Origin of the sequence: Geovibrio ferrireducens (genome assembly GCF_026226615.1) — a bacterium.
In the GTDB taxonomy this organism is placed as follows: Bacteria; Chrysiogenota; Deferribacteres; order Deferribacterales; family Geovibrionaceae; genus Geovibrio; species Geovibrio ferrireducens.
Map to the genome: position 1 here is coordinate 111,168 of NZ_JAJAPB010000007.1, position 26,947 is coordinate 138,114.

The window sequence follows — 26,947 nt, forward strand, 5'->3', positions numbered from 1 at the left end:
ATCAGTTAGGTAAACGAATACAGCCATCTTCTAATAAGCCAATAACCCCTTCAGGATGTACAAAGAACAAATTATGTAAGGTTCTCAACTCAGTCTTTTTAATAATATACTCTTCGGCTCCCTCAGGTTCCAATATTAGTTGAGCATCGAAACCTTTGTCAAAATTAAAAAGACCATCAAATTTTTTCGATTTCAACTTAAGCTTCTCTATTAATCTATTTAACCCGTCCCCATACTCTTCACGACGCTCAAGCAATAAATGAAAATGCATATTACCATTTACTTGTTTTTCGACAGAACCAATACCATTCATACCTTTTCCTGTTTTTCTTATTGATGATGAAAATAATAATTCATTTGTATATCGAATTAATTTCCCTAAGTTATTAATAAGAATTCTACTGCTAATATTTCTAGTAATAGTAATTGTTATGAATGCACCATTAAAATATTCAGGTCTTTGCTCTATTAGATATTCTTTAATTTTCATTTGTGGTTCAATAATCTCTGAGTTGTACTTATTCAAATAATCGTAACCTGTAAAATAATATCTCCTTCTTGTATCTTCTGTTGTTTGTTCTCCTCTCATTATCTCCCTTTCTTAATATAATTACGAGAATCTGTGCGAGGACAGATCTCTCCCATTCACGACGCTCAAGCAATAAATGAAAATGCATATTACCATTTACTTGTTTTTCGACAGAACCAATACCATTCATACCTTTTCCTGTTTTTCTTATTGATGATGAAAATAATAATTCATTTGTATATCGAATTAATTTCCCTAAGTTATTAATAAGAATTCTACTGCTAATATTTCTAGTAATAGTAATTGTTATGAATGCACCATTAAAATATTCAGGTCTTTGCTCTATTAGATATTCTTTAATTTTCATTTGTGGTTCAATAATCTCTGAGTTGTACTTATTCAAATAATCGTAACCTGTAAAATAATATCTCCTTCTTGTATCTTCTGTTGTTTGTTCTCCTCTCATTATCTCCCTTTCTTAATATAATTACGAGAATCTGTGCGAGGACAGATCTCTCCCATTAAAAATTGCGAATCTTTTTTTGGGGAGTGTCTTTATTTATTATCTCTAAAAGACACCGAATATAACCCATCTTTTGCCATAAATACTTATTGCCTCCGTTCTGGAACGGCTGTATTTAAAAACAAAAGCCCACTGTTCTTGCTGAGCTCTTTCTCTCAGGGCAAATGTTGAACAGCTACTTTAGAAAACCCCTTACGCTTACTTATATTTATTGCAGCGGTTTGGGACATCGTGCTAATATATCATATGAAAAATAGAAACGGATTCGTATGCAAAAAAATAGACTACTCAAAAAATTTGGAGGAGCAAAGAAAGCAAGAATTTAAGAATCTCAAGAACTTTGCACCTAAAGGACAAATTCAGTTTATAAGAAGAAAAGAGAATAAAAAATGTATATCGACGGCTTTAAAATCACTTAAAAGAATACCTACCTGTAATCTTTACGATGACTATCTAATAGTTGCTGTGCTGATTGAACCTGATAATGATTTCTTGTCAGAACTCAAATTAAAAGGGTTTTCATACTGCTGTGGTTTCAAAAAGGGCATAACAAAATATAAAAAGGCGGGTAACCCTCAAATTGACCTTCACAGAAACACAGACACTTCAGAAGCAAGAAAGAAAAATATTGATAAAACAAATGAATATAAAAGCAAAATAATTCAAGTCATACAGGAAATATGTGTCAAACATAAGATTGCGACAAACGAATATACAGCAATTGCCAATAAACTTAATTACTGCAATTACAAAACAAGATTAGGGAATTACTGGACTTACAAAGCTGTCAAAAGGTTAATGGATAAGAAAGAATGAATGAAGTAAGAATACCCCCACACATGGCAGAGGTATTCATTCAGATATACCATAGAGAGATATATCTTGATAGGGTACTACTTTAAAATATTTGAAATCTCAGTTGAAAAAGTTTCAACGTACTTATCAACACATCTAAGACCAAGTACCTCATACTGAGCTGTCTTAAAACGCTGCTCAAGCTCACTTTCTGATTTGGCACTTTTCATTATCGTGGCTTGCTCACTCGAATAGTTTTGGGAGATTTCAGAATCAATACATTTAAGGAATTTTGCATAATATTCCTGTGCTTTACTGTCCATCATCTTTTTCTGGTTTTCGCTTAAATAATCCTCAAAAGGCTTTACGGTATCGGTGAATGCACCCTCTACTTTTTCCCAATATGTTCCGTTATATTTTTCAATAATGGAGTTCGAACCACCAGACTTCATCACAGAGTTAATTACAGCAAGAACAAGAAGGACACCTATAACCCAAATGAGTTTCTTCTTCATAAGTCCAAACTCCTCTTAAACAACAGACATGAGCCGGTAGACAATTTGATCGTTTTCCTGAACAGTGAGACCTGATACTCTGAAAAGATCAATTAACCACCATATCAAGAAACCACCACCAGTAATTCCGTACAAAACAAATAACCCCCATTTTTGCAGATAAGCGTAATGAAGACCTACAACAGATAAACCTATAGCTAATCCTTTGTTTTTCTTCTGGCTGAGAAAAAGATTAATAAGCTTTTCCTGCTTTTCCTTATCAAGCTTTGAAACCTCATTAAGCACCTGCGGTGAAACATATTCAGTTAAAAGAGCTACAGACATAAAACCTCCAATATGAATTATCGATGTGTTTTTAATTAATTTATACAATATATAATTCCTAATAACATATAAATACATACTTGTAAATGTAGTTTTGGGCGACAAATAAGATTTATAATTCTCAATTAAAAGCATTTTACATTTGCAGACTTCAAATTTTAGGTTTGCATAAATAGGGACATATCCAACCCATAAGCAATACTTTACGCATAAGAAAATACCTATCAGTATCAAATATGACTTACCAAGAACAATCTGTAGGTTTTATAGCGCAATATACAACTGTTCAGTCAGTTTATTATTGCGCAATATAAAAAACTCACAGTCGTAAGTGAATAACCTGAAGCAACTTATCCCACCTATAACTCTTTGTATTTAAATAAAAACAGATATATAGACGGTGTTCAAGAGCCTAAAAATACCTATTCTTCAATGAGGTGGGTATATGACTGATTTTTCGATAGCTCTTGGTAACAGAATTAAAGAATTGAGGAAAAAGAAAGGCTTTTCGCAGGAACGCCTGTCGGAAAAAGCCGACATAAGCTCAAAATACCTAGGAGAAATCGAAAGAGGCAAGGTTAATATATCTACTTTGGTTCTGTACAACCTAGCCACCGCACTCGAAGTTTCAGTCTCAGACCTCGTTCAAAGCGAACAAGAAAAAATCAACTTTGAAAAAGAAGTCGAAACCTTCATCAAAAAAGCCACTCCCGAACAAATCCAAAAAATGTATGTGTTTATAAAGAGTATATTGTAGAAGCGTTATTCATGAAATTCACCATATGCGAATTATTTTTAACCTACATATTGGAAAAAACACCAACAAAGAAACTTAAAGCCCACGTTATAGCTAACTGGTCAAAAGTAATACTCTTACTCTGTATTTTTGTTATTTTGATCAGGTATGGGAACGCTTATAACGCTATTATTCAAGCTATAAACCAAGCATTTGATATAGACAATGATGAAAATACTAAAAAAATCTGTAGGAACTTTCTTAATTCTTCTGGGGTGTTACTTACATTATTTAGTGTATATAACTTTTCTTTATTAATTTTTATCAGAAACAAAGAACTACTGATTAAATACTTATTTATCTTCTTTTCTGCAATAACGCTCGTATATTCATCAGGAATTGTTTACATGGATATGCAACATATGAAAACAATCTTAGAACAAAATCGAGAATATACCCAATTGGAATCTATTGATAATATTCCTACTAAAATAAAATATGCAGGCATGGATATGTGTGATGAGGCACCAGCAACACCAGATAATATCACATTATCTAAAGAGCAAATGAGGTATTATCTTGCATTGCTTGCGGAAGCAAAACTCTATGCTCAATACAAAATAACAGCCTCTTTAGTCATTATACTTTTATCGTATGCTTTTTTAATTATTATCAATTTAATACTGGGAATGAGTAATATCCGTGCTGTTATACTGCTAATTTTGTTCGTGTTACTATCCTATCCTTGAAGTGCATTGGCATAATTATTGTCCGTTGTATCTTTCAAAACCTTTCTTGAACCCTTCAGGAGCATCGTAAAAACCACTTGTATATTGAGATAGACACTCTTTATGAAATTGCAGAAAAGCTTCAGGATTAACATTTTTATGCCCCCTATTCCTGCATATAATCTCACTTTGCATATGTTCAGGAACAGCAATACCTTTTTCACCGAAATAAAAAAAATTATCTGAAATTAATACACGATCCGTACTGGTATCTTTTTCAAGATTTTTATTATTCACAGTCCCATCTTCATTACTATGATGGGAGTCTGCTTGGTACCATATTCCAGAATTATGGAAGTAAATATTATCTCCATACATTTTCTTGAGACTTGTATTCATATCAGGCTTTTTATCACTGTAAACAGGATTTGACCAGTACTCATTAAAAGTAATTTCGTTGGTAATTCTCATGCAATAAATAAGTTTGTTAGCACATTCAGAATTTACAGAGCCATTACCAAGTATCCAATCACCAATACATGCTAACCGCCTTATCTCTGGTTTGCATGTTGCCAATGTACAATAACCGAAGAAAGGATTAGGAGCAAAGCCGTAGTCACGTTTAACTATATAAGCAAAAACTTTCATCAACATATTCCTCTAACAGGTTTATGAGGATTCTGATAACAAGAACTATCAGGGTTAGACCATGAATTATCTTTACCCTCTATTGCATCAATTATCTTATCTGAGTTCCATCCGATTAAAGCATCCCCGTAGTATTTAAAACTTTCAGGAAGCTCCGCATCAGTACAACCTCTGATATAAATTCCGACAACACGTTTTCCTTCTTTTTGGGCATACTTAATTTCCCAGTCAACATAGTCTCTTGTGTGGGTTTTGTCTCCAATGAGAACAATCACCGTTCCTGCCCAGTCAACCCCAGGTTTTAATATTTCATTTTTTATGTATTGTTCGTTAGAAGCATTGTTGGGCTTGGTGCTATCAATAGAACTGTTTCTTAGCTCATAACCCTTGCTAGCAAGTAAATTTTTTAAATCAGAAACTGAACTATCGTCTTTTCCATGATGGCTAATAAAGACATTTTTTTTTCGAGAAGGCATGTTGTCCTCCTAAAGTTCATTTTTGAATATTCCGTATGTACCAATTATTCCACATTTTTTTTAAGAGATTATTTGAACAAGAAAGTACAGCATCATCCATTTCGGCCAACCAACCATGTCTTCTTGCGCAATCAGCAGCAACAATGCAAAGTAGATTTTTATATCCATATGGTAGAGATTGCGAATTGTATACTTTTTTCAATTGGTTTCTCTTAAACTCAGGATTGATCATTAAATTTAGATTGTCAATTACATTCTTAAGGACACTATCCCATGAGTTTTTTGAGATAGAAAGGCTATCTGTATTTTCGACATATTCTGATAATTCATTTTGTGAAAAAACTATTTCCTGTAAATCCTTTTTGTAGATATGGAGCGAATCGCAAACAAGACAATATTTACCAGGCTCCAAATCTAACCAACCAGCAAGAATTTCTTGTATAGAAGTAAATTGTACAATGTTATATGGAGTTCCTCGATAAAAATCGTTACTACGCATAATCTGTAGCCAATCAAGCTTTCCATCACGAACTTTAAGCATAGAACAAATATTACAAGGTATATCCTCTGAGCGTGGTTGACCATCAGATAAAGGCATATCTGTTCTTGGATCCCATATTTGTAAAACTACCTGTCGTGAATCAGGGTTATTTAGCAATACATGGTAAGCTCTCTCAATTTGATCAAACCCAAATTGTTTTCTAAGTCTAAAACCATAAGCTCCATAATACTCGTCTGAATTACCAGAATACTTAGGTAGTGCAGGGTTCCAATAATTCAAGACCTTGGCTTCATTTGAACCAGACATTATGACAAAGAGTTCGACAATTGCAAAAGCAGGATTAACAGCGGGCTGCCTAGCGTAGATCCACCGCTGCCGCGGGTTATTAATATTAAATGATACATGCTGGAGCTCAATAGTGTCTCCAATCCGAGAGCCTTGTGGTTTGCCACAACCATGAAAAAATAAACTTGCTGCTTCTTGCCACACACGATTTGCATCATTATCGGAAAAGCTATTTTGCATTTAAAACTCTCTTTTCATTTTGGTATTAATCCCCCATCTTGGAGGGTAGAAGTAGTCAATTGGTTCAAGATTCCTTTTATATTGCTGTTTAATTCTAGTTCTGCCTGTTATAGCAGAATATTCAGGAAAAGCTGCTCTTGTGTATTTATCGACCTCGCAAAATATATTCTGGCAATCAATCAACTTTAAGTCTCTTCCCCATAGTGTTTTGAACGCCAGTCCATATTTTTGAAATTCTCTATCTTGATTATCAACCATATATTTAATAACATCTTCAAAAGAATATCTTCCAATATCAGCAAAACATTTTCTGATACCATTAATTGCTCCTGGCCCAGCAACAACAAAATCATTCTCATCAAAGTTTATAATATTGCTATAATTTAAATCAATTGTGTACTGAAATGCTAAAAACTTGCCCAATCCAGGGTACGCTAATAAGTGGTTGAATACATCTCTCAAACTTTTTGCATTTGCAATTTTTTGGGGTAAATCATCATTAATCATCTTCTTCAATAAATTTAAGTGTGAAATATGCTTTTCCTTGTATCTCTTATCACCAGCATATGAAGGCATAATATAAGCTGCAGAATATACAGTATTACCAATAACTCTGTAATTAGAAAGGGCGGTCGAGAATTTCTCAACATCAAAACAAGATAAACAAATAGTTGGAAAAATAGAATTTAAATATTCCCAAGTTTCTATTTTGTTAAAAAGTTTGAATAGTATGATTCTAAAAAAGAGCTCATTTATTTCTTGTGACCCTTTATAAATTATTTCTTTTATAAGGTATTGGCTTACTCTATCAGAAGCCCTGTAAGTATTAGTAAATTTATATTTTTTTAGAATAGAGTCATTTATAAGTATTTCATCAAACCCATTGTATCTTGAAAAAAAAATCTCCTGTCTTTTTTGCGCAAAAATCCAATAATATTTGTATATATCAGATTGTGTTAGAGTTGATATTGTCACTGATTATTTCCCGCTATATTTTGTTTTAATTCTAATATTTGATTGTCTTTTCGACCCTGAGATAACTCAATTGTTTGTTCAGGAGAATCCTTGCGACTCATAGAACTTACGATGAAAGTTGCAATCACTGTCGCAATAACTGTAGTGAAAATTAATATGATATATTTAAAAGTCTTTTCAATAGATGTTAGTCTTTTATCAAGTGCCGCAGGAGATGCCATTTTGCTATTGTTTTTTTTTACATCAAGATCAGATATGCCGTTTTGATGGGCATGCTCTCCGTTATACATGCACCTGGTCTGTCTATCTAAATCTGCAAACCAGATCATAAACAATGGTTTCCCTTGAGTAATTGGTATAGGTTCACTACCTGCATTGTATACAGCAAATTTCAACTGTCCCTCAAATCCAGGATCAACATGAAAACCAGATACATTTACTAACCCAGAAAACTTAACACCTGCTTTTATCGAAATAAGTCCAATGGCATCACAAGGAATTTTTACGACTTCGGACGATATTAATAAAGCAAATTGGCCAGCAGGAATTGAAAACTGCTCATTTTCATCTAATACACGCTTAACATCTCCATTTGAAGTAATAAAAATTTCATGGCCAACATTAAGCTCATATGACGCATATTTTATGTTTCCAGGTTCAAAAGGGGTAACGATATTCTCATTTTCGATTCTTGACAATATTTTCTCAGAACTCCAGAAAGACATGCAACCTCCAGTTTTTAAAACTTTATGAAATCACCCTGCAAATATATTATCTAAACGTAACTCAACATCTGTCCTGTTTTGATATTTACATACGTTGATAGCTTGGGAATATATGGAAACCATTTCTCTTTGGTTGAAATCTAATGTTCGTACCTCACCATAAAGTGTTAACGCATTTTCAACCTCACCTAAATATAAATAAGCTTCTGCTTCTGTTGCTTTTCTCCATCGGTCATTATAATTTTGCCCATGAATATTTTTTAAAATTTCTTCAGCTATTTCTTTGGCCTTTGCAGTATCATCTTTAAAAACCATTTCTAAAAAAGCGATATTAATTCCTGAATAGTTTATTTGTGAATAATCATTTTTCTTTTGCGCAATATCGTACGCTTTTTTATAATGTTCTAATGCTTTAATTGCAGTATTTATGCTTTGAGTACTTAACCACTCCCGTTTATATCTACCGGCTAATGTACCAATCAAATCAGTATCAAATGTTGTACCGAATCGACCTTCAAGAATACTTCTTGATTTGATAAAATCACCCATGGCATCAAAAGCCAGAGCCAAATTAACTAACTCGCCATCAGTTAAATAATCAATTATAGGGTAATAATCTTCAATAAGGCGTTTGTAATAAATATACTCGGAAATAGCTAACCCAGGATTCGTGCTTATATCCACTTGGTTGTCACCGACAATCAGATCTAAAACAATATCAAGACTTTGCCTTGAAGACGGAATTGGTCTAATCATTTTTGTATGATTGCCTACTGTATACCTGTGGTAACTATCTTTATAACAATTTAAAGATGACTCTCTCGGAACAAAAGTATCATCAAGTCCTGCAACAGTGACGAATTTGAATGGAGTATTCTCTTTGTAAAGCTCATTCCACGATTCTCGCAGATCTTTGATAAAGGAACTGCCAGAATACATTTCTTGAATTTGCTTTTTTATTAAATATCCAATAATTGCTTTTTTTAAACCGTTACTTGGAGTACCAAACATACATATAGTCTTAGTTTTTTCAAGCACATCGTTGCAAATAGGGGTATCTGTCGTAATTAATTTTTGTAAAATTAATCCCCCCATACTATGGGCAACAAAATGCAATTCAGTATATTTATTTAATCTAGTACAAATCTCCTTTTCGATGTAGCTGCAGATCGTATTAATACTCGGTTCTGATGACCAAAGAGGTATATCAATTTTGTAAGAAGATGGGTACCCAATGCCAAATATATCGTAAGAGTCAACTGAAGGGATTAATTTCAAGAATTCAACAAAGTCACGCCATGTACTATTGACATCACCCGTAAAACCATGAATAAACACAATTGCTTTTCGATTGTTCTTATTCCTAAATTCATATATAAAATCCAAAAGAACCCCCTCCAAGCTATATCATACTGTATATTCTCATTAATGTTAAAAAATAATCTTACTATTCTAATTAGATAGCATGTTTTCTTATCGCTGCAACGATACTCTCCGTATTCCAATAAACATTTTCTTTCGAGCGACTTGAAACAACCAAAGAAATCTTTTCTTGACCACGAGGGATTACCCCAACTATAGGTATGTTATGATTCACTGCGGTCTGAAGTTCCCAATCCATCCAAGTGCTATGTGAAGCATACATTCCAGCAATACCTAAAATAATATTGGACTCAGCAATTTTTAAACGAAGAACTCTTTTAATATATTCCGTATTTACTGAATTAATTGGCTCATTAGGTGAAGCCTCTTGAAAAAAAGTCTTAAAATACCCTCTCTGCTCTAACAAATTTCTAAGGTTGTTTAGGTCGTTGACATAGTCCCATGAGTGGCTGATAAATACTTTATAAAGATTTGCCATGAGTACCCTCTCTGATGTTGTCTAAAAGAGTTTTTGTTTGAATATAAGTATTCTTTTCCCAATCTGTATTTGATAAAGCAAAAAATTTATTTTCATACTCTTTGTACTCAAGATCCAATGAGTATAAAGAGTATGAATAGGTTGCATATATCCATTTCAAATCACTGCGCTGTTCGTAATCATCCTGTTGTAAGATTGAGGTAATGAGGTTAATAAGTTCTTCTCTTATTTTACGTGACTCAAATCTACAATAAATTTTTTCATTTTCATCAATTACTTGCATAGATTTAAGCTCCAAACATGTAGCGTAATTTTCACCAGTATAATAATCTTTATTGACCACATATCCTCTCCGATAAAAAGAAATTGCTTTATCTAAATAAGCAATATCCTTATGAAGAAGATACAGTCGTTTATATATAGCTCCAGTGATGCCAAGTGTTTCAGTATCATTTGTTAAATCAGGTTTAAGTTTACTTATAATAATGAGGGCATCTTGTAATGCTCCCGCTTTTGAAGGGAATTCACTTTTATATCGAGCAAGAGCATGCTGCTGAATGAAATAAGCCTCATCTTCTGCTTTCTCACTCGCTTTACTCCATAGTTTGTATGCAGCTACAAAATTATTTTGATTCATTTCAATCTTTGCCTTTTCAACTATGGCAAAAAGATGTTTTTCTCTTTCCGCTAACTCACTCAAAATTTTCCCAAACTCTTCATCGGGTAAAACATAGTGGCAGAGTGAAGGTATAAATTGAAAAAATGGACTATCTGTTTCGCAACGTGTTAAAATACTAGTAATCAAAGCGACAAGTTCTTCTTGGCATCGTTTTGCCTCTGATGCGCCAATATCATCACCCAAGTGTTTGTATGAAAAAATTTTATTATGACTTAAATCAAATGCTAAACAACCTTGATCTTCTTTCAAAATAATTGTCGAATATGGTCTTGAAGCATGGCGTACACCAAGTTCATATATAGCATTTGGATTGTAAGTTGAAATATCTGCAATAACCAAATCAGCTCTTATTAAAAGAGCATACATATTCCTATCGATTAGCCCAGACTCTTGTATTTCATCCCCTCTAACACATATCAAACCTGCTTTTTCAACTGCTGGTTTAATAATGTTTGTGTATGTCATATCAAGATCAAAAACTTTTCCGGTATAGGTATCAGTTTTCTTACCATAACCCATTATCACAAAACAAAACTTATCCATTGTATTTCTCCAAAGATAAATTTTTGTACATCGAGTCTAAAGTAATATCATTTTGATAATATCTCATACAAACAACATTAGCGCAATGTTTACTCGGTACAACAATTAGCAAAACTATACTTAATGTTTATGAAAATAGTAATGCGGTATTACAGGCAGTTAACTTCTTTGAATACCAACTATACTATAGAGTAGATTTACCAAATATAAATCAAAAGTTTGTACACAACCGTACACCCTCTTGTACACAAATCTCTATTATCGAATCCTTTACAAACGGGTAAATCTCTTGTATATATAACAAATACATTGCTAAATAAATGGTGTTGGCAATTCCCGCCGCCTCCATATTTTTCTTCTTTATCATCGGCTAGTTACACGAGCAATTTTTAGCTTTTCTTAGTCAGCGGATAATAGATAACGAGCTACTACTTATGACAACAACAGGAGTGCTTACGGACATATGAGCACCGTAAGAGGAGTAGTTCCCTACATATATGTTTATTCTTCCTTCAAAATGATCCGCAGGCTTCTTTGAAATGATGTTAATGACTCCGCCCACGCTCCCCTTGCCGTAAAGCGTTCCTTGAGAGCCCCTGAGTACCTCGACTCTTTCGATATCTTCAAGACCGGGATCGGCGTTCTGATAGTAATCCATAGGAATGCCATCAACGTAAATAATAACCGGACTGTTTTCGATAAAACCGTTTGTTCCCTTTCCCCTTATTGTAGTGTAGCTTATACTCCCTACAAGAGAAGACGTATAAGTGTTTGGAATAATATTCAGAAGCTCCTGTATATTTGTTATACCTGCTTTTTCAAGCTCGCTTCCGGTCATCACAGTCACAGCAGTTGGAGCTTCTTGAGCATAGCTTTCACGTTTATCAGCGGAAACAATCACGGAATCCAGAACTATAATATCATCATCCGCAGTGGTTTTAGAATCCGCATAAGCATCAGCGCAAAACACAAGCACTGAAAAAAATAATGTTAAGAGTGCTTTCCCCCTTAATAGCATAATATTCCCCTTTAAAATTTCTAATCTTGTTGCTGTCAGCGGAATAAGCTATACACAAATACTGTTCAGTGTGCTACTTCTGAAGGTAGTTTAAATAGTCTGAAAAGTTAAACACATCTTAATTTATTTCAGAACATCCAGTTCTTGATTTTCTGCTGTTCATCCCAGAGGTGTTTATACAAGCCGCTTTTTTCAAGAAGGGAAGAATGCGTCCCCTCTTCAACGATTCTCCCTTTATCCATCACAATTATTTTGTCTGCATTTACAACCGTATTCAGCCTGTGGGCTATAATAAGCACAGTTTTGTTCTTCACAAGTTCGTTTACCGCCTTCTGAATATGCTTTTCATTTTCAGGGTCAAGCGAAGCTGTCGCCTCATCCAGAAGGATAACAGGCGCATCTTTCAGAATCGCTCTTGCAATGGAAATTCTCTGTTTCTCACCGCCGGAAAGTCTTGATCCTCCCTCCCCTACAAGGCTGTCATATTTATGAGGCAGTTTTTCAATAAACTCTGCGCAGCCCGCTTTTTCTGCAGCGGCTTTAACAGCATCCTCTGCTGCATTCCTGTTCCCGATTGCGATGTTGTTATAAACAGTGTCATTAAATAGATAAACATCCTGAAAAACCATGGAAATACGGGAAAGCAGATCCTCCGGTTTATACTCCCTTACATCACGTCCGCCGAGAAATACCTCACCTGCGCATGTATCCCAAAAGCGGGCAATCAGTCTAGTAAGAGTGGTTTTGCCGGAGCCGGAAGTACCTACAACAGCAGTAAAGCTCTGTTCAGGCAGCTTCAGGCTTATATCCTCAAGCACACAGGTTTCATTATAGCTGAATGACACATTTCTGAACTCAATATCAAACTGCTCAGGCCTCGGCGCACCGCCGCCAGTCTGAATCGGTTCGTCCAGAAGTTTGGCGACCCTTTTCACGCTTAAATTGTAATAGTGCATTTCATTAACATATATGAATGCCTGAATCAGCGGTTCAAAAGCTCTGGAACCGAGGATCAGGAATGTTATGTATACCGGAATATCAATCCTGTCAGTCAGAAGAAAACCCAGCCCCGCAACAATGATAACTGTCAGGCCGGCATGGAGGATAATTGTGCTGATAACGGCCGTCGGACCTCCGGATGCCTCTATCTTTATACTGAGCCTTTTCAGTTCCCGAAAAGCCTTTTCCAGACGCTCAAAACGCACACCTGTGAGCCTGAAGGACTTTATAAACCTGATGCCCGCCAAATATTCAAGCATACGTGATGACGCCGCTGTTTTTGCTTCGTGGTGTTTTGCACCCACAGATAAAACTATTTTTTTTGTAATAATATACGCAGGAAAAGCCAGAGGAATAACCGCTGCGCCAGCGAGAGCAAGCTGCCAGTTCTGAAATGCAAGGAAAACAAGCAGCACAACAGGCATTACCACCGCACCTGCTATCTGCGTGAGCAAATGGCTGATCATGAACTCCACATTAGCGTAGTCAGAGATCAGGTAAGATCCTATGCTTCCCGGATCACGGCTGTTGAAAAAACCCATCGGCAGCCTGCGGAGCCTTTCTGCTATGGCGATGCGCCCCTCAGCCCCCATGCCGTAACTGCCGAGGTTCACAGAGAAATACGCTTTTCTGCTGATGAAATACTGCACCGCAACAGACGCTGCGAGAGTGATCCAGATTATGCCGAGCTGACGGGTGTCAAGCGTTAACGTTGGGTTGGCAAGAGGCTTATAAAATTCAAGCACAGCCGCCAGAAGGATTCCGTAAGGTACGCCTCTGAAGGCATACTCTGCAAGTGTCCACAAAAAAACCGGAGCGAATTTTTGGGGCTTTCCCGCTCCTGCCACACTGAGCATGGATATAAAGTTCATCTTCTGCCCCCTTCTTTCACGTCTATCTTCCATTCACGCATATATGAATATGTCTCCCACATTTTCGCATATAATCCGCCTGCGGATACCAGCTTTTCGTGTATTCCTTTTTCAACTATTCTTCCTCTGTCCATGACCATGATCTGTCCTGCATTGCGGATGGTCGAGAGCCTGTGCGCTATGACAAGCACGGTTTTATCCTTTATAAGTTTTGAAAATGCCTCAAGAATCCTCCCTTCGTTGTCAGGATCGGCATATGCAGTTGCCTCATCAAGAATCAGCACTGGAGAGTTTTTCAGAATAGCTCTGGCTATCGCCACTCTCTGCTGTTCACCGCCGGAGAGATATGTTCCTCCCTCACCGGCAAGAGTTGAGTAACCATTGGGAAGCTTCTCAATAAACTCATGGCAGCAAGCGGCTTTCGCAGCATTTATAACGTCATCCATTGCAGCGGAAGTATTCCCCATACGGATATTTTCCTCAATGGAATCAAAGAAAAGAAAATTTTCCTGAAACACAAATGACACGTGACCCATCAAAATCTCCGTACTCATATCCTTAATGTTCACTCCGCCTATTTTTATCTCTCCGTCATGTATGTCCCAGAATCTTGCAGCGAGCATCCCGACTGTTGATTTCCCTGCGCCGGATGGACCCACTATGGCTGTGACACTTCCCGCCTCCACACGGAAGGAAACATCTTTCAGTACCGGTTCATTTCCATACGAGAAAGTGACATCCGAAAACTCAAGCGATGAACCATTGGGGACGGCGGGCGCAGAAGGCTCACGCATTTCCTCCATGTTAAGTACGCTGTCCACACGCTCAAGCCCAACTGTGATCTGACGCAGGTTATTCACCATGAAAACCAGCTTAAGAAACGGAAAAAACATTCCGCTTCCCAAAATCAGAAACAAAAAGATCCTCGGCGCATATTCGGCATAATCTGCTGCATTCATACCGAAATACCCGGCAGCAGGAATTAAAAAGAGCAAAGGAGCGGATAAAACCGTAAGAAATGCGGGATAGATAAGAGCGTACTGCTTAGTTATCCTGAACGCAAAATCCCTGAATCTAAAAATACTCTTTTTGAGCGAATCAAAAGACTCCGCATCCGCATTAAATACCTTAACAACGGGCATACCTTTTACATATTCCGCCACAGACGAGTTCATTTCCTCCAGAGCAAGGTTAAATTCTCTGTATATATCATTGGATGAAAACATTCTTGTCTGAATAAACAAAGCAGCGCCTAAAGGAGCAAAGAGAGCAAGAGCGATGCGCCAATCCGTAATAAAAAGATATAAAGCGGTAAACACAGGGAACACCACAGCACCTGTTATATCCGGAATGTGATGAGCCACAAAAAGCTCTATTCGCTCCACATCCTCTGTCATTATCTTCTTTATGCCGCCCGTTGTCCTGTTGCTGAAAAAACCCATGGAAAGCTTGGTCAATTTTTCGGACAGCCTGACCCTAAGTTCGTAAAGAATATTGAACGCCGCAATATGAGAGCACATGAAAGCCGCATACAGCATGACACCTGCAATTCCCACGGCTCCGAGGCTTATAAACCCCAGACGGTACAGCCGCGAGGCATCCGCCTCATGTATATTTGAGGCGTGTCCCGCCAGTTCGCTGATGATAAAATACACAGCGGTAACCGGAACGAACTGTAATGCAGTTGCAGCAACAGTCAGAAGCATGGAAGCTATGAGAAATTTCTTTTTCGTTCCTGCTATTTCAAAAAGCCGCTTTATGCCGGATATATTATCTGTTCTTTCCATTATTGCACCCCGTCCGGACATCCGGACTCACATTCTTCAGTATCAGTTATGCGCCCATTGCGGAAAAGGTTCTCCAGCATCAGATAAACCAACAGACATATAAATGCGCACAAAATAAACAGAGTCTCATAACCAAAATATTGGGCAACAACTCCGCTTATTCCGGCAATGAACATTCCACCGAAAAAAGTCACAGACATAAACAGAGTAAAGTCTGTTCCTTCACGTCCGCTGCGTGCAAAATCCATTGCAATGGTATTAAAAACAGTGAGAAGAAGAGAAAAGGATACAAACACTGTACACATGGCAGCCTGAATCAGATACGCCCCCCCCTTGCCCGATGCCACCGGCACAAGCATAAGGCAGGCGAATATCTGAAAAGCGCTGCTGATAAGCATTACTTTCTTCCTTCCGTATTTTTTAACCGCAAAGCCCGCCGCCAGAGCCGCCGGAACTCCCGCAAGCGGGTAGAGCCCCACAGCGGCTGACACAAAGCTCCATGAATAGCCCTGATCAATCATCAATGGTTTAATCATTGTCATGGAGCTGAAAACACCTCCGAAAGAGAGAAGCATCACCGGAATCAGACGCCTGATGCCGCTTATTCTGAAGAAGCTCACAATATCTTCGTATGAAGCTGTTTTCTGCTGTTCCTGTGTTTTCTTTTCGCCTGAAAAATAAAGAGGAACAGAAAGCAGCAGAGTAACCACGAAAAGCGTAATCAGGGTTGTTTCCCATGATGTACGGATATAAAGAATCAGTGCGAGGCTGGAGCCCAGCACTACTCCGAGCATATTTCCTGCCGCCTGAATACCGTTTCCGATACCTCTTTCCGATGGTTGAAGCATTTTCACAGCATAAGCATCAACCGCTACATCCTGCGTGGATGCAAAAAAATATGAAAGAGTCATCAGCATAATAACCGTTATAAAGTTCTCACTCAGAGAAAAAAAAGCAGCAGCGAGAGTGGTGAGGGCAAAGAAGATCTGCATAAGGAAAATCCATTTCCTGTAATGATTTTTCCCCCTGCCCCACCTGTCCACGGCGGGCGACCAAAGAAACTTCAGAGCCCAAGGCATGCTTATCATTCCGGCAAAGCCTATGCTCCGAAGCGAGAAACCCTCATTGCGCATGATTACCGGAAGCGCATTTGTGGCAAAATGTCCGGGGATAAGCTGTGCCGTGTAAAGGCACGCAAGGGCGATAAATTTTTTTCTGTTTTCCATTAAAACCTTCCGGCAAAAGATACGCCGACTGTTCGGGGTTCGCCTGCTCTGCCGTACCAATTGCCTGATACTTTAACACCGCGTATTGCGTACTCCTCATCAAAGAGATTTCTTCCGAAAACATAAACCTCATAGTTTTCGCCCTCATATCCGAGTTTGGCATTCACTAACCCGTAGCCGTCCTGTGCCTTTGTATTTTCTGTATCAAAATAATGCTTCCCGTAATAACTGTATGACGCTGAAGCAAAAACACCCGCCGAAGAACGGTAAACCGCCCCCATATTTGCAGTGTACTCAGGCGTTGTCTGAATTTTATTGCCTTCGTAATCCCCTGCCTCTGTATCGTATTTTTTATATTCCGCTCTTGTGAGACCCGCACCCGCCTTCAATTCCAGCCCGGCAAACGGCATAGCGGATACTTCCAACTCTGCTCCCGTACTCTCGGCTTTGGCGGCATTTTCATAATAAGCAATGCCGTTTTTCATCACCTCAACCTGCATGTCTGTCCAGTCGATATAAAACAAAGCCGCATTGATATTCAGCCTGCGATTGAACCATGAGGACTTCATTCCAAGCTCATAATTCCATGTAAATTCCGGTTCATAATAAGTTCCCATATTCACACTGTCGTTAAAGCCACCGCTTCTGAACCCTCTGGAAGCACTTGCGTAAGCCATAAAATCATCAGTAAAGCCATAACTGAACACAAGCTTAGGAAGCCACGCCCCATAGCTTTCGTCTGTGGAGCCGTCCAGATCACCATAACCGAACATGGGGGAAACAGGGCCGCTTGATCTCTGTTTATAACTGAAGCTGTCCTTTTCATAATCATATCTGAGCCCCAAGGTGACCTTGAGCCTCTCTGTAAATGCGTATGTACCTTCACCGAAGATGGCATATCCTTCAGTCTCCGTGCCGCTGTTCATCACTATGTTCTCGCCCGGCATACCCACACCCATATTCATGTAGTTCATCCACATCATGTACTCGCGGTCATCATTCTCGGAAAGTATGAAAAGACCCGCAAGCCATTTAAGCTTCGATGTGCGGCTGTCTGAAACAAGCCTGAACTCCTGTGTAAACTGGGAAAGATCCTTGTCATATGACATAGTGATGAGATCAACAGGTGAAAAGTCCATATCGCCGAGGGAGTATTCTTGCTCATTGCGGAATGCGGTTATGGAAACAAGCTTTGCGCCTGAAAAATCGTATTCCGTGCGAAGCAGAATCCCCTGTGCATCTTTTCTGTCCTCACCGTCCTCGTTATAGCTCATGTTTTTACGCAGACTCCCTGAATCAAGGCTGCCTAACTGCACATTCTTAAAATAATCATAATTCTGATAATCATATATAAGGTTAAAGCGGAGTCTTTTGTCAGGTTCGTATCTCAGGGAAAGCCTTGCGTCCTTTTCCTCATACTCTCCGCCGTTCTTGGAGTTATCATACCTGTTTTCAAAATAGCTTTCGGACTCGCTGTAGCTCACAGCAGCATTCATAAACAGCTTATCTTTTATAACAGCCCCTCCTATTGATGCCTTAGCGCCATAGGTGCTGTATGACCCTGCTTCGAGTCCGGCGTAGCCGTGCCACTCATTACCCGGCTGTCTGGTTATTATATTGATTACTCCTGCTTCAGAGTTTCTGCCGTAAAGAGTGCCCTGCGGCCCTCTGAGGATCTCTATGCGGTCTATATCAAACAGAGTCATATCCAGAGACGGGTAATAAACATCATCAACATAAAAGCCCACAGCAGGGGTGTTATTGAATGAGCCTGTGATACCTCTCATTGTAACAAACGTCATTGAAGAAGAACCGGGCTGCGAGATATACATATTAGGAGAAAGAGACATGATATCCAGAGTGCTTTTAATTAGGTAATCCTCCGCCTGCTGCCCGCTGACAGCGGAAACAGAAGCGGCGACATTCTGAATATCCTCACCCCTTTTTTCAGCGGTAACAGTTACCGTATCAAGCATAATAACTTCTCCGTTATCAGAATTTTCAGCGGCAGCCGCCGAAACGGCGCTGAAAATGAGCATTGCGGCGCAGTACACCGCAAAAAAATTTAAACGAGATAACATTATATTCCTCCGTTGAATAAGTTAGACAAATATAAGTAGCACTGAAAAAAAATGTTTAATAGAATATGAGGTAATAAAAATTGAAAATCAGGAATGATTTTTTATGAATCTGCCGGGGGTCGTTCCGTAAAACTTAACAAACTCACGTATAAAGTGTGATGTGTCGCTGAAACCGAGCTGATGGCTTATTTCGGTTATATTAAAGCTGCTGTCTTTAAGCATATTCTCTGCAATACGCATGCGTTCACTGCGCAGAAAAGCGTAAGGAGTTGTCTCAAATACGCTTCTGAATCCCTGTTTGAGCTTTGTGATATTAACTCCCACTCTGCGGGCAAGCTCATCTAATGACGGAGGGCAGCCCACGCTGTTCTGCAAAATATTTCTCGCCTCCATTATACGTTCAATATCTCCTTTCAGCAGCCTCACGCAGTTACATTTGCCGCAGCAGGATGATATTTCATAAAGCTGACGGACTATCAGCTCCATGCTTTTGCTTTCCAGAAACAGCCTGTTCATTGCACCCTGATATGAACTGTTTGTAAGCTGGTTTATAATAAGCCTCGCAGCCGGACTTACAGCGGTTTCATAAATAAAAGGAGACTTTGATGAACCGTCCAGAACAGAAGCGAGCCCATGCGGAATATTCTGAAAATCATTTTCAAGATGTGCGGAAAGCCGCGAAGGCGATATGAAAAGATTCAGGGTTTTATATTCAGTAAGCGCCTGCATTTTAAAGAAGAATTTTGTATCCGGACAATATGTGACAAAAACCTTGCCGGGAGAGCTTTCAACCTCTGAGGAACTGAAAGCTGAATGATGAACCTGCCCGTAGCCGCATCCTGTTATATGAAATGTAAAAGCGATAGGAGCTTCGTTTTGATGAAAAACGCCTTCACTTTTTTCCCCAAGCATAAAACCAAAAAACAGTATATTAATTCCTGAAGGCAGAGAAGCATGTATAAGTCTGTCGCCCTTGATTGTTTCGCAGAATTTAAGAAAGTTCCAAGCAGAATCGGAAAATTCATTGGTAGAGCCTGAATGAGAAAACATGCTCCCTCTTATCACCAAAATTAGTTAGACATAACTAACTCAAAATAGTACCTATGTCAAGAAATAACAGCGGCGCAAGAGGCGAGCGCCGCCGTAAGATACTGCTGTTCAGAATTTCCCGGCAAACATAACACCTATAACCCTCGGTTCACCTGCTCTGCCATACCATACATCATTAACCTCAAATGCCCGCACGGCATACTCTTCGTCAAGAAGGTTTCTTCCATAAAAATATATGTCATAGAGGCTGCCCTGATAACCTATTCTGGCATTCAGCACACCATAGCTTTTCTGTTCCTCCGTATTTGCCGGGTCAAAATACACTTTGCCGAACATGCTGTAATTTGCATTGGTATAGAACCCGTTGCCGAAACTGTATGCAGCACCCAAATTTGCAGTATAAAGCGGTGAGTCAATAACTCTTTTGCCGCTGAAATCCTCATCCCCTCTTTTATAGTCTTTATATTCTGCGTATGTGTAGCCAACTCCGGCGTTTATAACCAGTCCAGAAAGCGGCATTGCAGATATCTCCATCTCAGCGCCCGTACTTTCCGCTTCGGCAGCGTTTTCCATATAAACAGATGTTCCCCCCGCTTCGGCGATCTCCACCTGCATATCCGTCCAGTCAATATGAAACAGCGCTGCGTTAACATTCAGCCTTCGTCCCAGCCATGAAGATTTGAAACCAAGTTCATAATTCCATGTAAATTCCGGATCAAAAGAGGAACCCATATTCTCTTTTTCGTTAAAGCCTCCGCTTCTGAAACCTCTGGAAACACTTGCGTAAGTAATTATGCCTTCAGCAAAGCGGTATTTCAGGGAAAGCTTAGGCAGCCATGCCCCGTATGTTTCTTCTTCCGAACCGGAAATACTGCCGTAGCCCATCATGGGGAGTATATCACCGGAGGGATTCTGGCTATAGGAGAACTCCTTTTTTTCATTGTCATAACGGAGACCCGCTGTCAGTTCAAATCTGCCGAATTCGTAACCTGCTTCACCGAAAACGGCCAGACCTGTGGTTTTGACTTCACTGTTCTGCTTAAGATTCTCTCCGGGGACACCCATACCCATATTCATGAAGTTCATCCATGTGTTGTATCTGCGCTCATCCTTCTCAGAAAGAAGGAACAGCCCTGCTATCCAGCTCAATTTTCCGTCTGCATTATCAGACATAAGGCGAAACTCCTGTGAAAAAGAGTTTATATCCTTCTCAATATCAATGGTGACCATGTCAATAGGCGTAAAATCAGTATCATTCATAAACATTGAATCTGTTCTGCTGTGAGCGGTAACGGAAACCAACCTCACATCTCCTCCGGCGTACTCACCACGAAGGGAGAACATATCCGAGTCATTATAGGTTTCCCCGTCTTCATTAACGTTAATCTTTTTCCGCATGTCACTGCTGTGAAGAGGGGAAAAGTTTGCATATTTATCACCTTCATAGCGCTGGAAGCTGTAATTCAGATCAGCCTTAAATTCATTCCCGGATTCATACCGGAGGTTCAGCTTGCCGTCAGTTTTTTCTGTTTTCCCCATATCATCTTCACCGCTGACACTTTCAAAATAACCGTCTGTTTCAACATATCTGGCTGCTGCTTTTATGAAAAGTCTGTCTTTAACAACAGGTCCGCTTATTGAAGCTTTTGTTTCATATGTATTAAAACTGCTGACGTCAATCCCTGCTCTGCCGATCCACTTATCAGAAGGCTGCTTTGTTATTATATTTATAACCCCCGCTTCAGAGTTTCTTCCATAAAGCGTTCCCTGTGGCCCTTTTAAAATCTCAATACGCTCAACGTCATAGAAACTCACATCCAGATTAGGGTAATACACGTCATCCACATAAAAACCTACAGAGGGAATCTGGTTCATGGAGCCGGTAATTCCTCTCATTGTGGCAAATGTTGTTATGGACTCTCCGGTCTGGGTCACATAAAGATTAGGGGTCATATTCATCACATCAGCCACCGTACGGAGTCCATACTCCTCTGCCTCTTCACCGCTTATAAAGGAAACTGTGGCGGGAACCTCCTGAACATCTCTCCCTCTTTTCTCCGCTGTGACAACAACGGTGTCCAGCTCATATACTTCAGCAGAAGCATTGTCAGCCGCATTCACCGGAAAAGCGGATATTATCAGGATATAAGCGGTAAGCACCGCAAATTTCGCTCTTTTCAAAAGCATACATCTCTCCTCACCTCAAGCAACTTAGAAGAGCCAAACTTAACACTGGAAAAGCATAAAAAATAGAATATAAGGTGTTTATTATAGAATAATCAGGAAACGGTCTTAGTGAATCTTCCGGGTGTTGTTCCGTGAAATTTCACAAATTCACGGATGAAGTGAGATGTGTCGCTGAAACCAAGATGGTGGCTTATTTCTGTGATATTCATCAGTCCTTCGCCAAGCAGAACCTCTGCATGCCTGATCCTCTCGCTGCGAAGAACAGAATACGGCGTTGAGTTAAACAGTGACCTGAAGCCTTTTTTAAGCTTTGTACTGTTGATGCCGACTCTCCTCGCCAAATCATCCAGAGCAGGCGGATTATCCATTTCAGCTATCAGTATATCCCTTGCCTCTCTGATCCTCCCCGCATCACTGCTGCAGAGCTTTGGAATGTTCCTGCATAAACGGCTTCCTTCCGCTTCATGAAGCATGTGAACAATAAGCTCCATGCTTTTGCTTTCGAGAAACAGCCTGTTCATTGCACCCTGATAAGGGCTGTTTACGATCTGATCCAGAATAACCCTGACAGCAGGAGTCAAGGCGGCATCAATATTGATGGAAGCTGTGTTCCTTTTTAATATGCCCCTGAATGACTCAGGCACATATTCCGGTTCTCCGCCCAAATATTCCATGAAGCGGTCAGGAGAGACATACAGGTTAAGAATACGGTAGTGTTCTCCGGCAAAGGTCTGTACGGAGCAGCGACTCCCGGGATTGTATGTCACAAGGCTTCTGCCTGAGATTCCGCTCAGGAGGGCTGTTTCCCTGCCGCCTTTGATAATTCTTCCATATCCGGTTCCGGCCATGTGAAAAGAGAACTCAAGGGGGGCTGAATCTATCTCAAAATCAGCGGCGGCTGTTTCTTTTGCCGTATAATCAAGAAAAGAGATCTCAAGCCCGCATGAAAGTAACGCATGTCTGAACATCCCTGCGACATCTCCGAAGGTATTCAGAAAATTCCATGATGTATCAATTTGCTGCGAACCTGCATTTGCCGGAAGCATATGCCGCTCCTTGTTTAATATAGTTAGAGATAACTAAATCAAAACCAGCATCAAGTCAAGCGGGAATAGAAAAACAGCCGCCTATGCGGGAAGGCGGCTGTTTTTCTGTTATGGCTCCTAATTTTTCGGTTTAAAGAAAATGGAGGGTACTGTATCTCCGGAGGTAAGGGTATTACCGTTGGCGTCTTTAGTTGAATCGGGCATACCTACAGCGGTTCTCTGTGCTGTGGGGTATTTCGCGCTGATCTCCTCAACAGTGCCGAAGTCAAGGGCTCTCTGAGGGCAGGCTGCAACACATGAAGGCGCAAGACCGTCATCAAGCCTGTCCCAGCAGAAGGTACATTTCTGTACAGGGTGTTTAACCGCCCAGCTTGCCTTCTTAACAGGTTCGGATTTATCATCGCCGAACTGAGGAGCACCGTAGGGGCATGCAACTGCGCAGGAACGGATGTTCTGGCATTTGTCACGGTCTACTATTACTATGCCGTCCTCTTTTCTTTTATAAATCGCTCCCACGGGGCAGGCCGCAGTGCATGCGGGGTTTGCGCAGTGATTGCAGGAAAGTACAAGGTTGAAAACCTTTACATTCGGGAAAGCGCCGCTTTCGGTTACACCAAGCCTTCTCCAGCTTGCCTTGCCGGGCTTAACGTCATTCCAGTCTTTGCATGCTACAACGCAGGCGTGGCAGCCCATGCATCTGTTCTGGTCAAAGTAAAATGCCATCTGTTTAGCCATGGTTTAATCCTCCCTACGCCTTTTCGATTTTGACACGGCAGTCGTTGCCCGATGTCATACCTTTGCAGATTCTTGCTGGTCTGGCTGTCATAAGAGTGTTTGTGCAGCCGCCGACATCAATTCCTGAGTTGTTCTTCTGAAACCAGCCGCCTTCTGAAACATAAACAATCTTGGGCGCAACCCTGTTTGTGATATGAGCAGAAGCATACATTTTTCCTCTGTCATTGCTCAGAAGAACTCTGTCTCCCTCCTGAATTCCCAGAGTTACAGCATCAGCGGGGCTTATCCACATGGGTTCATAGATTCCGTCTTCCCATACGCCGTCTTTCCATTCACGGTCAGGGTTGAGGAAAGCTGCGTTGCCGTCAGCATCTTTTTTATACTGCTCATTAAGGTAAGCAACGTTATTGTGCGTAGCATGGGTTCTGTACATTTTATGATAGTTGTGCAGGGTAAATACATACCCCTTGCTGTTTGAACCAGCGGGATCATCGTGAGCAAGCTCATGGCTGGGGTCTGTAGTGTCTACTGCGTGTCTGCCTTCAACTGCCGGAATATACATAGGAACAGGGTAAACAAACCTTCTGCCTGTATTATCACCGTGGTGAGCGGAGAATATTGAACCGCTGCCGGGAAGGTCAAAGTCTCCTGAACCGTTGTCAGAGGTTACTGTATCAATATTGTCATGGTATCTGGCTTCGTAGTCCTCAATCATTCCGAGGCAGTAAGCTTCAAACTTGCCTGTGGGGGTCTTAAGAGGATTATTTTCCGGATCGTCTCTGAAAGCCTTATACTGAATTGCCGCTTCAGCAGGAGTTGCTATCTCGGCAGCGCCTTTTTCGCAGATCTCGTCATAAGTCATACCGTAAACAGTGGTGAGATCATAAGCATCCCAGCCTGCGCGAAGTCTGGCTTCCATACCTTCTTCACCAAGAGGGTAATCACCCAGATATTCAGTACCAAGCCCCAGCTTATCGGCTATTCCGGCGCATATGGTGTACTCGTCTAGAACCTCACCGGGTGCTTCTGTCACAACATTTGATCTTATAAGTGTATCCTGACCGAACCAGCCTGTTATAAATGTGGGTTTTTCACCGATCATTTTTGAAGGCAGTATATAGTCAGACATTGCGGCTGTGGCTGTCATAAACGGTTCAAAGTTTACGATAAGCTCACATTTTGTTTTATCCTTATATATTTCCCAGTTGTAGTTAACATCTCCGCTGTTGTTTACCATGATGTTTGCACCGGAAACAAATACGGCTTTGCCGAAGTTAGCGGGAAGATGCTTTACCTGTCCGTCATTCCATTTTGATTTACCTGTTCCGGCGTTGTCAAATCCATCCGGTACAACGAATGCAGGAACATTCACTCTGCACGCTGTAGGCATGTAACTCACAGGCGAAGTGATTCTGTCTGCATCGTAAAGTCCGCTCATGGCTATTTCATTGGGCAGGTACATATCCACAGGGTCCGGACCGTATGCACCAGCTTTAGCAGCAACAACAAAACCTGACGAGCGTCCTGCATCACCGAAGTTTTTAGTTACAACAGAAAGAACACGGTTAAGCCATACCGCCTGCTCACTTTCTGTGTGGCGCTGATAGCCGAGACCAATGTGAGTGGTAACTTTTTTAGTCAGATAAAGTTCAGCAAGTTCACGGATCTTTGTAGCGGGAACACCGGTGATTTTTTCAGCCCATTCGGGAGTTTTAGCTCTCTGACCCCAAATGTGGACAGTTTTCCCGTAAAGCACATCGTCAGAGTTGACGTTGTAGCCGATAGTATCAGGATAGATGGAGGTTTTATTGTTATATCCGCCTGTTAAAAGGTCGCCTTCATCACCCATGATGAATGCAGAAAGTGAACCGCCGTCCGGTACTGCATATTTAGCGGCATCAACATCAGCATGAAGCAGGCTGTTGCCGTTATCAAAAAAGCCGTAAAGGTGCTTATTGATAAAATCAACATCAAGCTTATCAAAGTGGTTTTTCAGGATGTGATAAAGCATAGCGGTTATTAAGGCTGAGTCTGTGGAAGGCATGATATTGACAAAATCACCGCCAACAGTTGCTGCAGTTTTTGATAGCCTTGTATCAATAACAGTTACAGGGATACCTTTCTCTTTACACTGTGTAAGATACCAGCCCGTATTCGTGTCATATATTGTTTCCATAGGATTATATGACCAGAGAACAAGGTGATCTGAATTAAGCACATCCTGCCTTGAGTTTGCTAAAGGAAGATAATAGTCTTTACCCTCAATAAGTGCGCCCACATGTACAACAGCCGGTACACTGTAAGAACCGTAGTGTTTTGTATACCCGCCGTTATGGAGTACAAGAAGCTTGTTTACGCCGTACCATGACCAGCCGCTGAAGTCGCCTGCGGCATGAATTTTATGGTATGCGCCTCTGCCATAGACAGTTTTTATCTCCTGCATTTTCTGGGCTATTTCCGTGTATGCCTGTTCCCATGTGATTTTAATAAACCCATTGAGATCGCCTCTCTCTCCTGTCTGCTTGAGAGGATAAAGAACACGGTCTTTACGGTAGAATGACTGTCTTCTTGAACGGCAGCGTACGCAGGCTCTGAACTGCGGTTTATCTCCATTATTCATATCGAGATCTTCACGTTCGTCTGTCACGATTCTTTTAATTACACCGTCTTTAACGTAGTGTTTTGTAATGCAGCCGCCGCCGCAGTCATTAGGGATGCAGCTTATTATAGCCGTTTCTGTTATTTCGGGTGCGGAGGGACGGTTATCCTCATCCTCTTCCATATAAGTTTTGCCGCCGCTTCCGCCTCCGCCGCAGCCGTAAACAGCAGCAGTGGCACCTACTGCGCTCACTCCCTTAAGGA

The 26,947-nt window shown here is 40.2% G+C and carries 25 protein-coding genes; 3 read left to right on the top strand and 22 right to left on the bottom strand.

Annotation, left to right across the window (positions count from 1 at the left end; genetic code table 11):
• Window position 1: 1 nt before the first annotated feature.
• Window positions 2-589: a hypothetical protein gene (locus tag OSQ85_RS09305; RefSeq protein ID WP_265822632.1), complete on the bottom strand. Its 588-nt coding sequence runs from the start codon at window positions 587-589 to the stop codon at window positions 2-4.
• On the bottom strand, window positions 519-995 hold the full coding sequence (locus OSQ85_RS09310; protein ID WP_265822634.1) for a hypothetical protein: 477 nt from the start codon (window positions 993-995) through the stop codon (window positions 519-521). The genes OSQ85_RS09305 and OSQ85_RS09310 overlap by 71 nt, the downstream gene beginning before the upstream one ends.
• Before the next feature lie 303 nt (window positions 996-1,298).
• On the opposite strand from OSQ85_RS09310, the gene OSQ85_RS09315 reads away from it, so the two are divergent.
• Window positions 1,299-1,868, top strand: a complete 570-nt coding sequence (locus OSQ85_RS09315) for a hypothetical protein (protein ID WP_265822636.1) — start codon at window positions 1,299-1,301, stop codon at window positions 1,866-1,868.
• A gap of 77 nt (window positions 1,869-1,945) precedes the next feature.
• Here OSQ85_RS09315 and OSQ85_RS09320 read toward each other — a convergent pair whose 3' ends face one another.
• On the bottom strand, window positions 1,946-2,362 hold the full coding sequence (locus tag OSQ85_RS09320; protein ID WP_265822637.1) for a hypothetical protein: 417 nt from the start codon (window positions 2,360-2,362) through the stop codon (window positions 1,946-1,948).
• Window positions 2,363-2,377: 15 nt separating this feature from the next.
• Complete coding sequence (locus tag OSQ85_RS09325; RefSeq protein WP_265822639.1) at window positions 2,378-2,686, bottom strand: TM2 domain-containing protein; 309 nt, start codon at window positions 2,684-2,686, stop codon at window positions 2,378-2,380.
• A gap of 445 nt (window positions 2,687-3,131) precedes the next feature.
• On the opposite strand from OSQ85_RS09325, the gene OSQ85_RS09330 reads away from it, so the two are divergent.
• Together OSQ85_RS09330 and OSQ85_RS09335 are read left to right on the top strand one after the other, a co-directional pair.
• Window positions 3,132-3,443, top strand: a complete 312-nt coding sequence (locus tag OSQ85_RS09330) for a helix-turn-helix domain-containing protein (protein WP_265822641.1) — start codon at window positions 3,132-3,134, stop codon at window positions 3,441-3,443.
• A gap of 11 nt (window positions 3,444-3,454) precedes the next feature.
• Window positions 3,455-4,171 (top strand): hypothetical protein, encoded by a 717-nt coding sequence (locus tag OSQ85_RS09335; RefSeq protein WP_265822642.1) that lies wholly within the window; start codon window positions 3,455-3,457, stop codon window positions 4,169-4,171.
• 15 nt (window positions 4,172-4,186) lie between these two features.
• Here OSQ85_RS09335 and OSQ85_RS09340 read toward each other — a convergent pair whose 3' ends face one another.
• From OSQ85_RS09340 to OSQ85_RS09425, 18 genes are all read right to left on the bottom strand, one after another.
• A complete protein-coding gene (locus tag OSQ85_RS09340) occupies window positions 4,187-4,798 on the bottom strand; it encodes an Nmad2 family putative nucleotide modification protein (protein WP_265822644.1) in 612 nt (203 codons plus the stop codon).
• Complete coding sequence (locus tag OSQ85_RS09345) at window positions 4,798-5,274, bottom strand: TIR domain-containing protein (RefSeq protein WP_265822645.1); 477 nt, start codon at window positions 5,272-5,274, stop codon at window positions 4,798-4,800. Before OSQ85_RS09345 ends, OSQ85_RS09340 begins: the two co-directional genes overlap by 1 nt.
• Window positions 5,275-5,290: 16 nt before the next feature.
• The gene (locus OSQ85_RS09350) at window positions 5,291-6,301 is read right to left on the bottom strand and encodes a thymidylate synthase (RefSeq protein WP_265822646.1); all 1,011 of its coding nucleotides are present in this window, start codon (window positions 6,299-6,301) and stop codon (window positions 5,291-5,293) included.
• Entirely contained in the window at window positions 6,302-7,276 is a 975-nt protein-coding gene (locus tag OSQ85_RS09355; RefSeq protein ID WP_265822647.1) for a nucleotide kinase domain-containing protein, read from the bottom strand.
• The gene (locus OSQ85_RS09360) at window positions 7,273-8,001 is read right to left on the bottom strand and encodes a dCTP deaminase domain-containing protein (protein WP_407649351.1); all 729 of its coding nucleotides are present in this window, start codon (window positions 7,999-8,001) and stop codon (window positions 7,273-7,275) included. The genes OSQ85_RS09355 and OSQ85_RS09360 overlap by 4 nt, the downstream gene beginning before the upstream one ends.
• Before the next feature lie 30 nt (window positions 8,002-8,031).
• Complete coding sequence (locus OSQ85_RS09365) at window positions 8,032-9,387, bottom strand: tetratricopeptide repeat-containing protein (RefSeq protein WP_265822649.1); 1,356 nt, start codon at window positions 9,385-9,387, stop codon at window positions 8,032-8,034.
• Window positions 9,388-9,457: 70 nt separating this feature from the next.
• Complete coding sequence (locus OSQ85_RS09370; protein ID WP_265822651.1) at window positions 9,458-9,862, bottom strand: TIR domain-containing protein; 405 nt, start codon at window positions 9,860-9,862, stop codon at window positions 9,458-9,460.
• Window positions 9,846-11,084, bottom strand: coding sequence for a tetratricopeptide repeat-containing protein (locus OSQ85_RS09375; protein ID WP_265822652.1), 1,239 nt, complete (start codon window positions 11,082-11,084; stop codon window positions 9,846-9,848). Before OSQ85_RS09375 ends, OSQ85_RS09370 begins: the two co-directional genes overlap by 17 nt.
• A 403-nt stretch (window positions 11,085-11,487) precedes the next feature.
• Window positions 11,488-12,102, bottom strand: a complete 615-nt coding sequence (locus tag OSQ85_RS09380) for a TonB-dependent receptor plug domain-containing protein (protein WP_265822653.1) — start codon at window positions 12,100-12,102, stop codon at window positions 11,488-11,490.
• A gap of 128 nt (window positions 12,103-12,230) precedes the next feature.
• Window positions 12,231-13,973, bottom strand: a complete 1,743-nt coding sequence (locus tag OSQ85_RS09385) for an ABC transporter ATP-binding protein (protein WP_265822654.1) — start codon at window positions 13,971-13,973, stop codon at window positions 12,231-12,233.
• Window positions 13,970-15,760, bottom strand: a complete 1,791-nt coding sequence (locus OSQ85_RS09390) for an ABC transporter ATP-binding protein (protein WP_265822655.1) — start codon at window positions 15,758-15,760, stop codon at window positions 13,970-13,972. The genes OSQ85_RS09385 and OSQ85_RS09390 overlap by 4 nt, the downstream gene beginning before the upstream one ends.
• A complete protein-coding gene (locus OSQ85_RS09395; RefSeq protein WP_265822657.1) occupies window positions 15,760-16,986 on the bottom strand; it encodes an MFS transporter in 1,227 nt (408 codons plus the stop codon). The genes OSQ85_RS09390 and OSQ85_RS09395 overlap by 1 nt, the downstream gene beginning before the upstream one ends.
• The gene (locus tag OSQ85_RS09400; protein ID WP_265822658.1) at window positions 16,986-19,067 is read right to left on the bottom strand and encodes a TonB-dependent receptor; all 2,082 of its coding nucleotides are present in this window, start codon (window positions 19,065-19,067) and stop codon (window positions 16,986-16,988) included. Before OSQ85_RS09400 ends, OSQ85_RS09395 begins: the two co-directional genes overlap by 1 nt.
• Window positions 19,068-19,154: 87 nt before the next feature.
• Complete coding sequence (locus OSQ85_RS09405; RefSeq protein ID WP_265822660.1) at window positions 19,155-20,117, bottom strand: helix-turn-helix domain-containing protein; 963 nt, start codon at window positions 20,115-20,117, stop codon at window positions 19,155-19,157.
• Window positions 20,118-20,225: 108 nt separating this feature from the next.
• Window positions 20,226-22,304, bottom strand: a complete 2,079-nt coding sequence (locus tag OSQ85_RS09410) for a TonB-dependent receptor (protein WP_265822661.1) — start codon at window positions 22,302-22,304, stop codon at window positions 20,226-20,228.
• A gap of 92 nt (window positions 22,305-22,396) precedes the next feature.
• On the bottom strand, window positions 22,397-23,350 hold the full coding sequence (locus OSQ85_RS09415) for a helix-turn-helix transcriptional regulator (protein ID WP_265822662.1): 954 nt from the start codon (window positions 23,348-23,350) through the stop codon (window positions 22,397-22,399).
• Between the two features lie 117 nt (window positions 23,351-23,467).
• Window positions 23,468-24,085 (bottom strand): 4Fe-4S dicluster domain-containing protein, encoded by a 618-nt coding sequence (locus tag OSQ85_RS09420; protein WP_265822663.1) that lies wholly within the window; start codon window positions 24,083-24,085, stop codon window positions 23,468-23,470.
• 13 nt (window positions 24,086-24,098) lie between these two features.
• Window positions 24,099-26,947 (bottom strand): molybdopterin-dependent oxidoreductase (locus OSQ85_RS09425; RefSeq protein WP_265822664.1); only part of this gene is annotated, 2,849 nt, incomplete at its 5' end.

Coding starts and splice junctions, on each gene's coding strand:
- OSQ85_RS09305 (WP_265822632.1), bottom strand. CDS start 589: ATGAGAGGAGAACAAACAACAGAAGATACAAGAAGGAGATATTATTTT.
- OSQ85_RS09310 (WP_265822634.1), bottom strand. CDS start 995: ATGAGAGGAGAACAAACAACAGAAGATACAAGAAGGAGATATTATTTT.
- OSQ85_RS09315 (WP_265822636.1), top strand. CDS start 1,299: ATGAAAAATAGAAACGGATTCGTATGCAAAAAAATAGACTACTCAAAA.
- OSQ85_RS09320 (WP_265822637.1), bottom strand. CDS start 2,362: ATGAAGAAGAAACTCATTTGGGTTATAGGTGTCCTTCTTGTTCTTGCT.
- OSQ85_RS09325 (WP_265822639.1), bottom strand. CDS start 2,686: ATGTCTGTAGCTCTTTTAACTGAATATGTTTCACCGCAGGTGCTTAAT.
- OSQ85_RS09330 (WP_265822641.1), top strand. CDS start 3,132: ATGACTGATTTTTCGATAGCTCTTGGTAACAGAATTAAAGAATTGAGG.
- OSQ85_RS09335 (WP_265822642.1), top strand. CDS start 3,455: ATGAAATTCACCATATGCGAATTATTTTTAACCTACATATTGGAAAAA.
- OSQ85_RS09340 (WP_265822644.1), bottom strand. CDS start 4,798: ATGAAAGTTTTTGCTTATATAGTTAAACGTGACTACGGCTTTGCTCCT.
- OSQ85_RS09345 (WP_265822645.1), bottom strand. CDS start 5,274: ATGCCTTCTCGAAAAAAAAATGTCTTTATTAGCCATCATGGAAAAGAC.
- OSQ85_RS09350 (WP_265822646.1), bottom strand. CDS start 6,301: ATGCAAAATAGCTTTTCCGATAATGATGCAAATCGTGTGTGGCAAGAA.
- OSQ85_RS09360 (WP_407649351.1), bottom strand. CDS start 8,001: ATGTCTTTCTGGAGTTCTGAGAAAATATTGTCAAGAATCGAAAATGAG.
- OSQ85_RS09370 (WP_265822651.1), bottom strand. CDS start 9,862: ATGGCAAATCTTTATAAAGTATTTATCAGCCACTCATGGGACTATGTC.
- OSQ85_RS09375 (WP_265822652.1), bottom strand. CDS start 11,084: ATGGATAAGTTTTGTTTTGTGATAATGGGTTATGGTAAGAAAACTGAT.
- OSQ85_RS09380 (WP_265822653.1), bottom strand. CDS start 12,102: ATGCTATTAAGGGGGAAAGCACTCTTAACATTATTTTTTTCAGTGCTT.
- OSQ85_RS09385 (WP_265822654.1), bottom strand. CDS start 13,973: ATGAACTTTATATCCATGCTCAGTGTGGCAGGAGCGGGAAAGCCCCAA.
- OSQ85_RS09390 (WP_265822655.1), bottom strand. CDS start 15,760: ATGGAAAGAACAGATAATATATCCGGCATAAAGCGGCTTTTTGAAATA.
- OSQ85_RS09395 (WP_265822657.1), bottom strand. CDS start 16,986: ATGGAAAACAGAAAAAAATTTATCGCCCTTGCGTGCCTTTACACGGCA.
- OSQ85_RS09400 (WP_265822658.1), bottom strand. CDS start 19,067: ATGTTATCTCGTTTAAATTTTTTTGCGGTGTACTGCGCCGCAATGCTC.
- OSQ85_RS09405 (WP_265822660.1), bottom strand. CDS start 20,117: ATGTTTTCTCATTCAGGCTCTACCAATGAATTTTCCGATTCTGCTTGG.
- OSQ85_RS09410 (WP_265822661.1), bottom strand. CDS start 22,304: ATGCTTTTGAAAAGAGCGAAATTTGCGGTGCTTACCGCTTATATCCTG.
- OSQ85_RS09415 (WP_265822662.1), bottom strand. CDS start 23,350: ATGCTTCCGGCAAATGCAGGTTCGCAGCAAATTGATACATCATGGAAT.
- OSQ85_RS09420 (WP_265822663.1), bottom strand. CDS start 24,085: ATGGCTAAACAGATGGCATTTTACTTTGACCAGAACAGATGCATGGGC.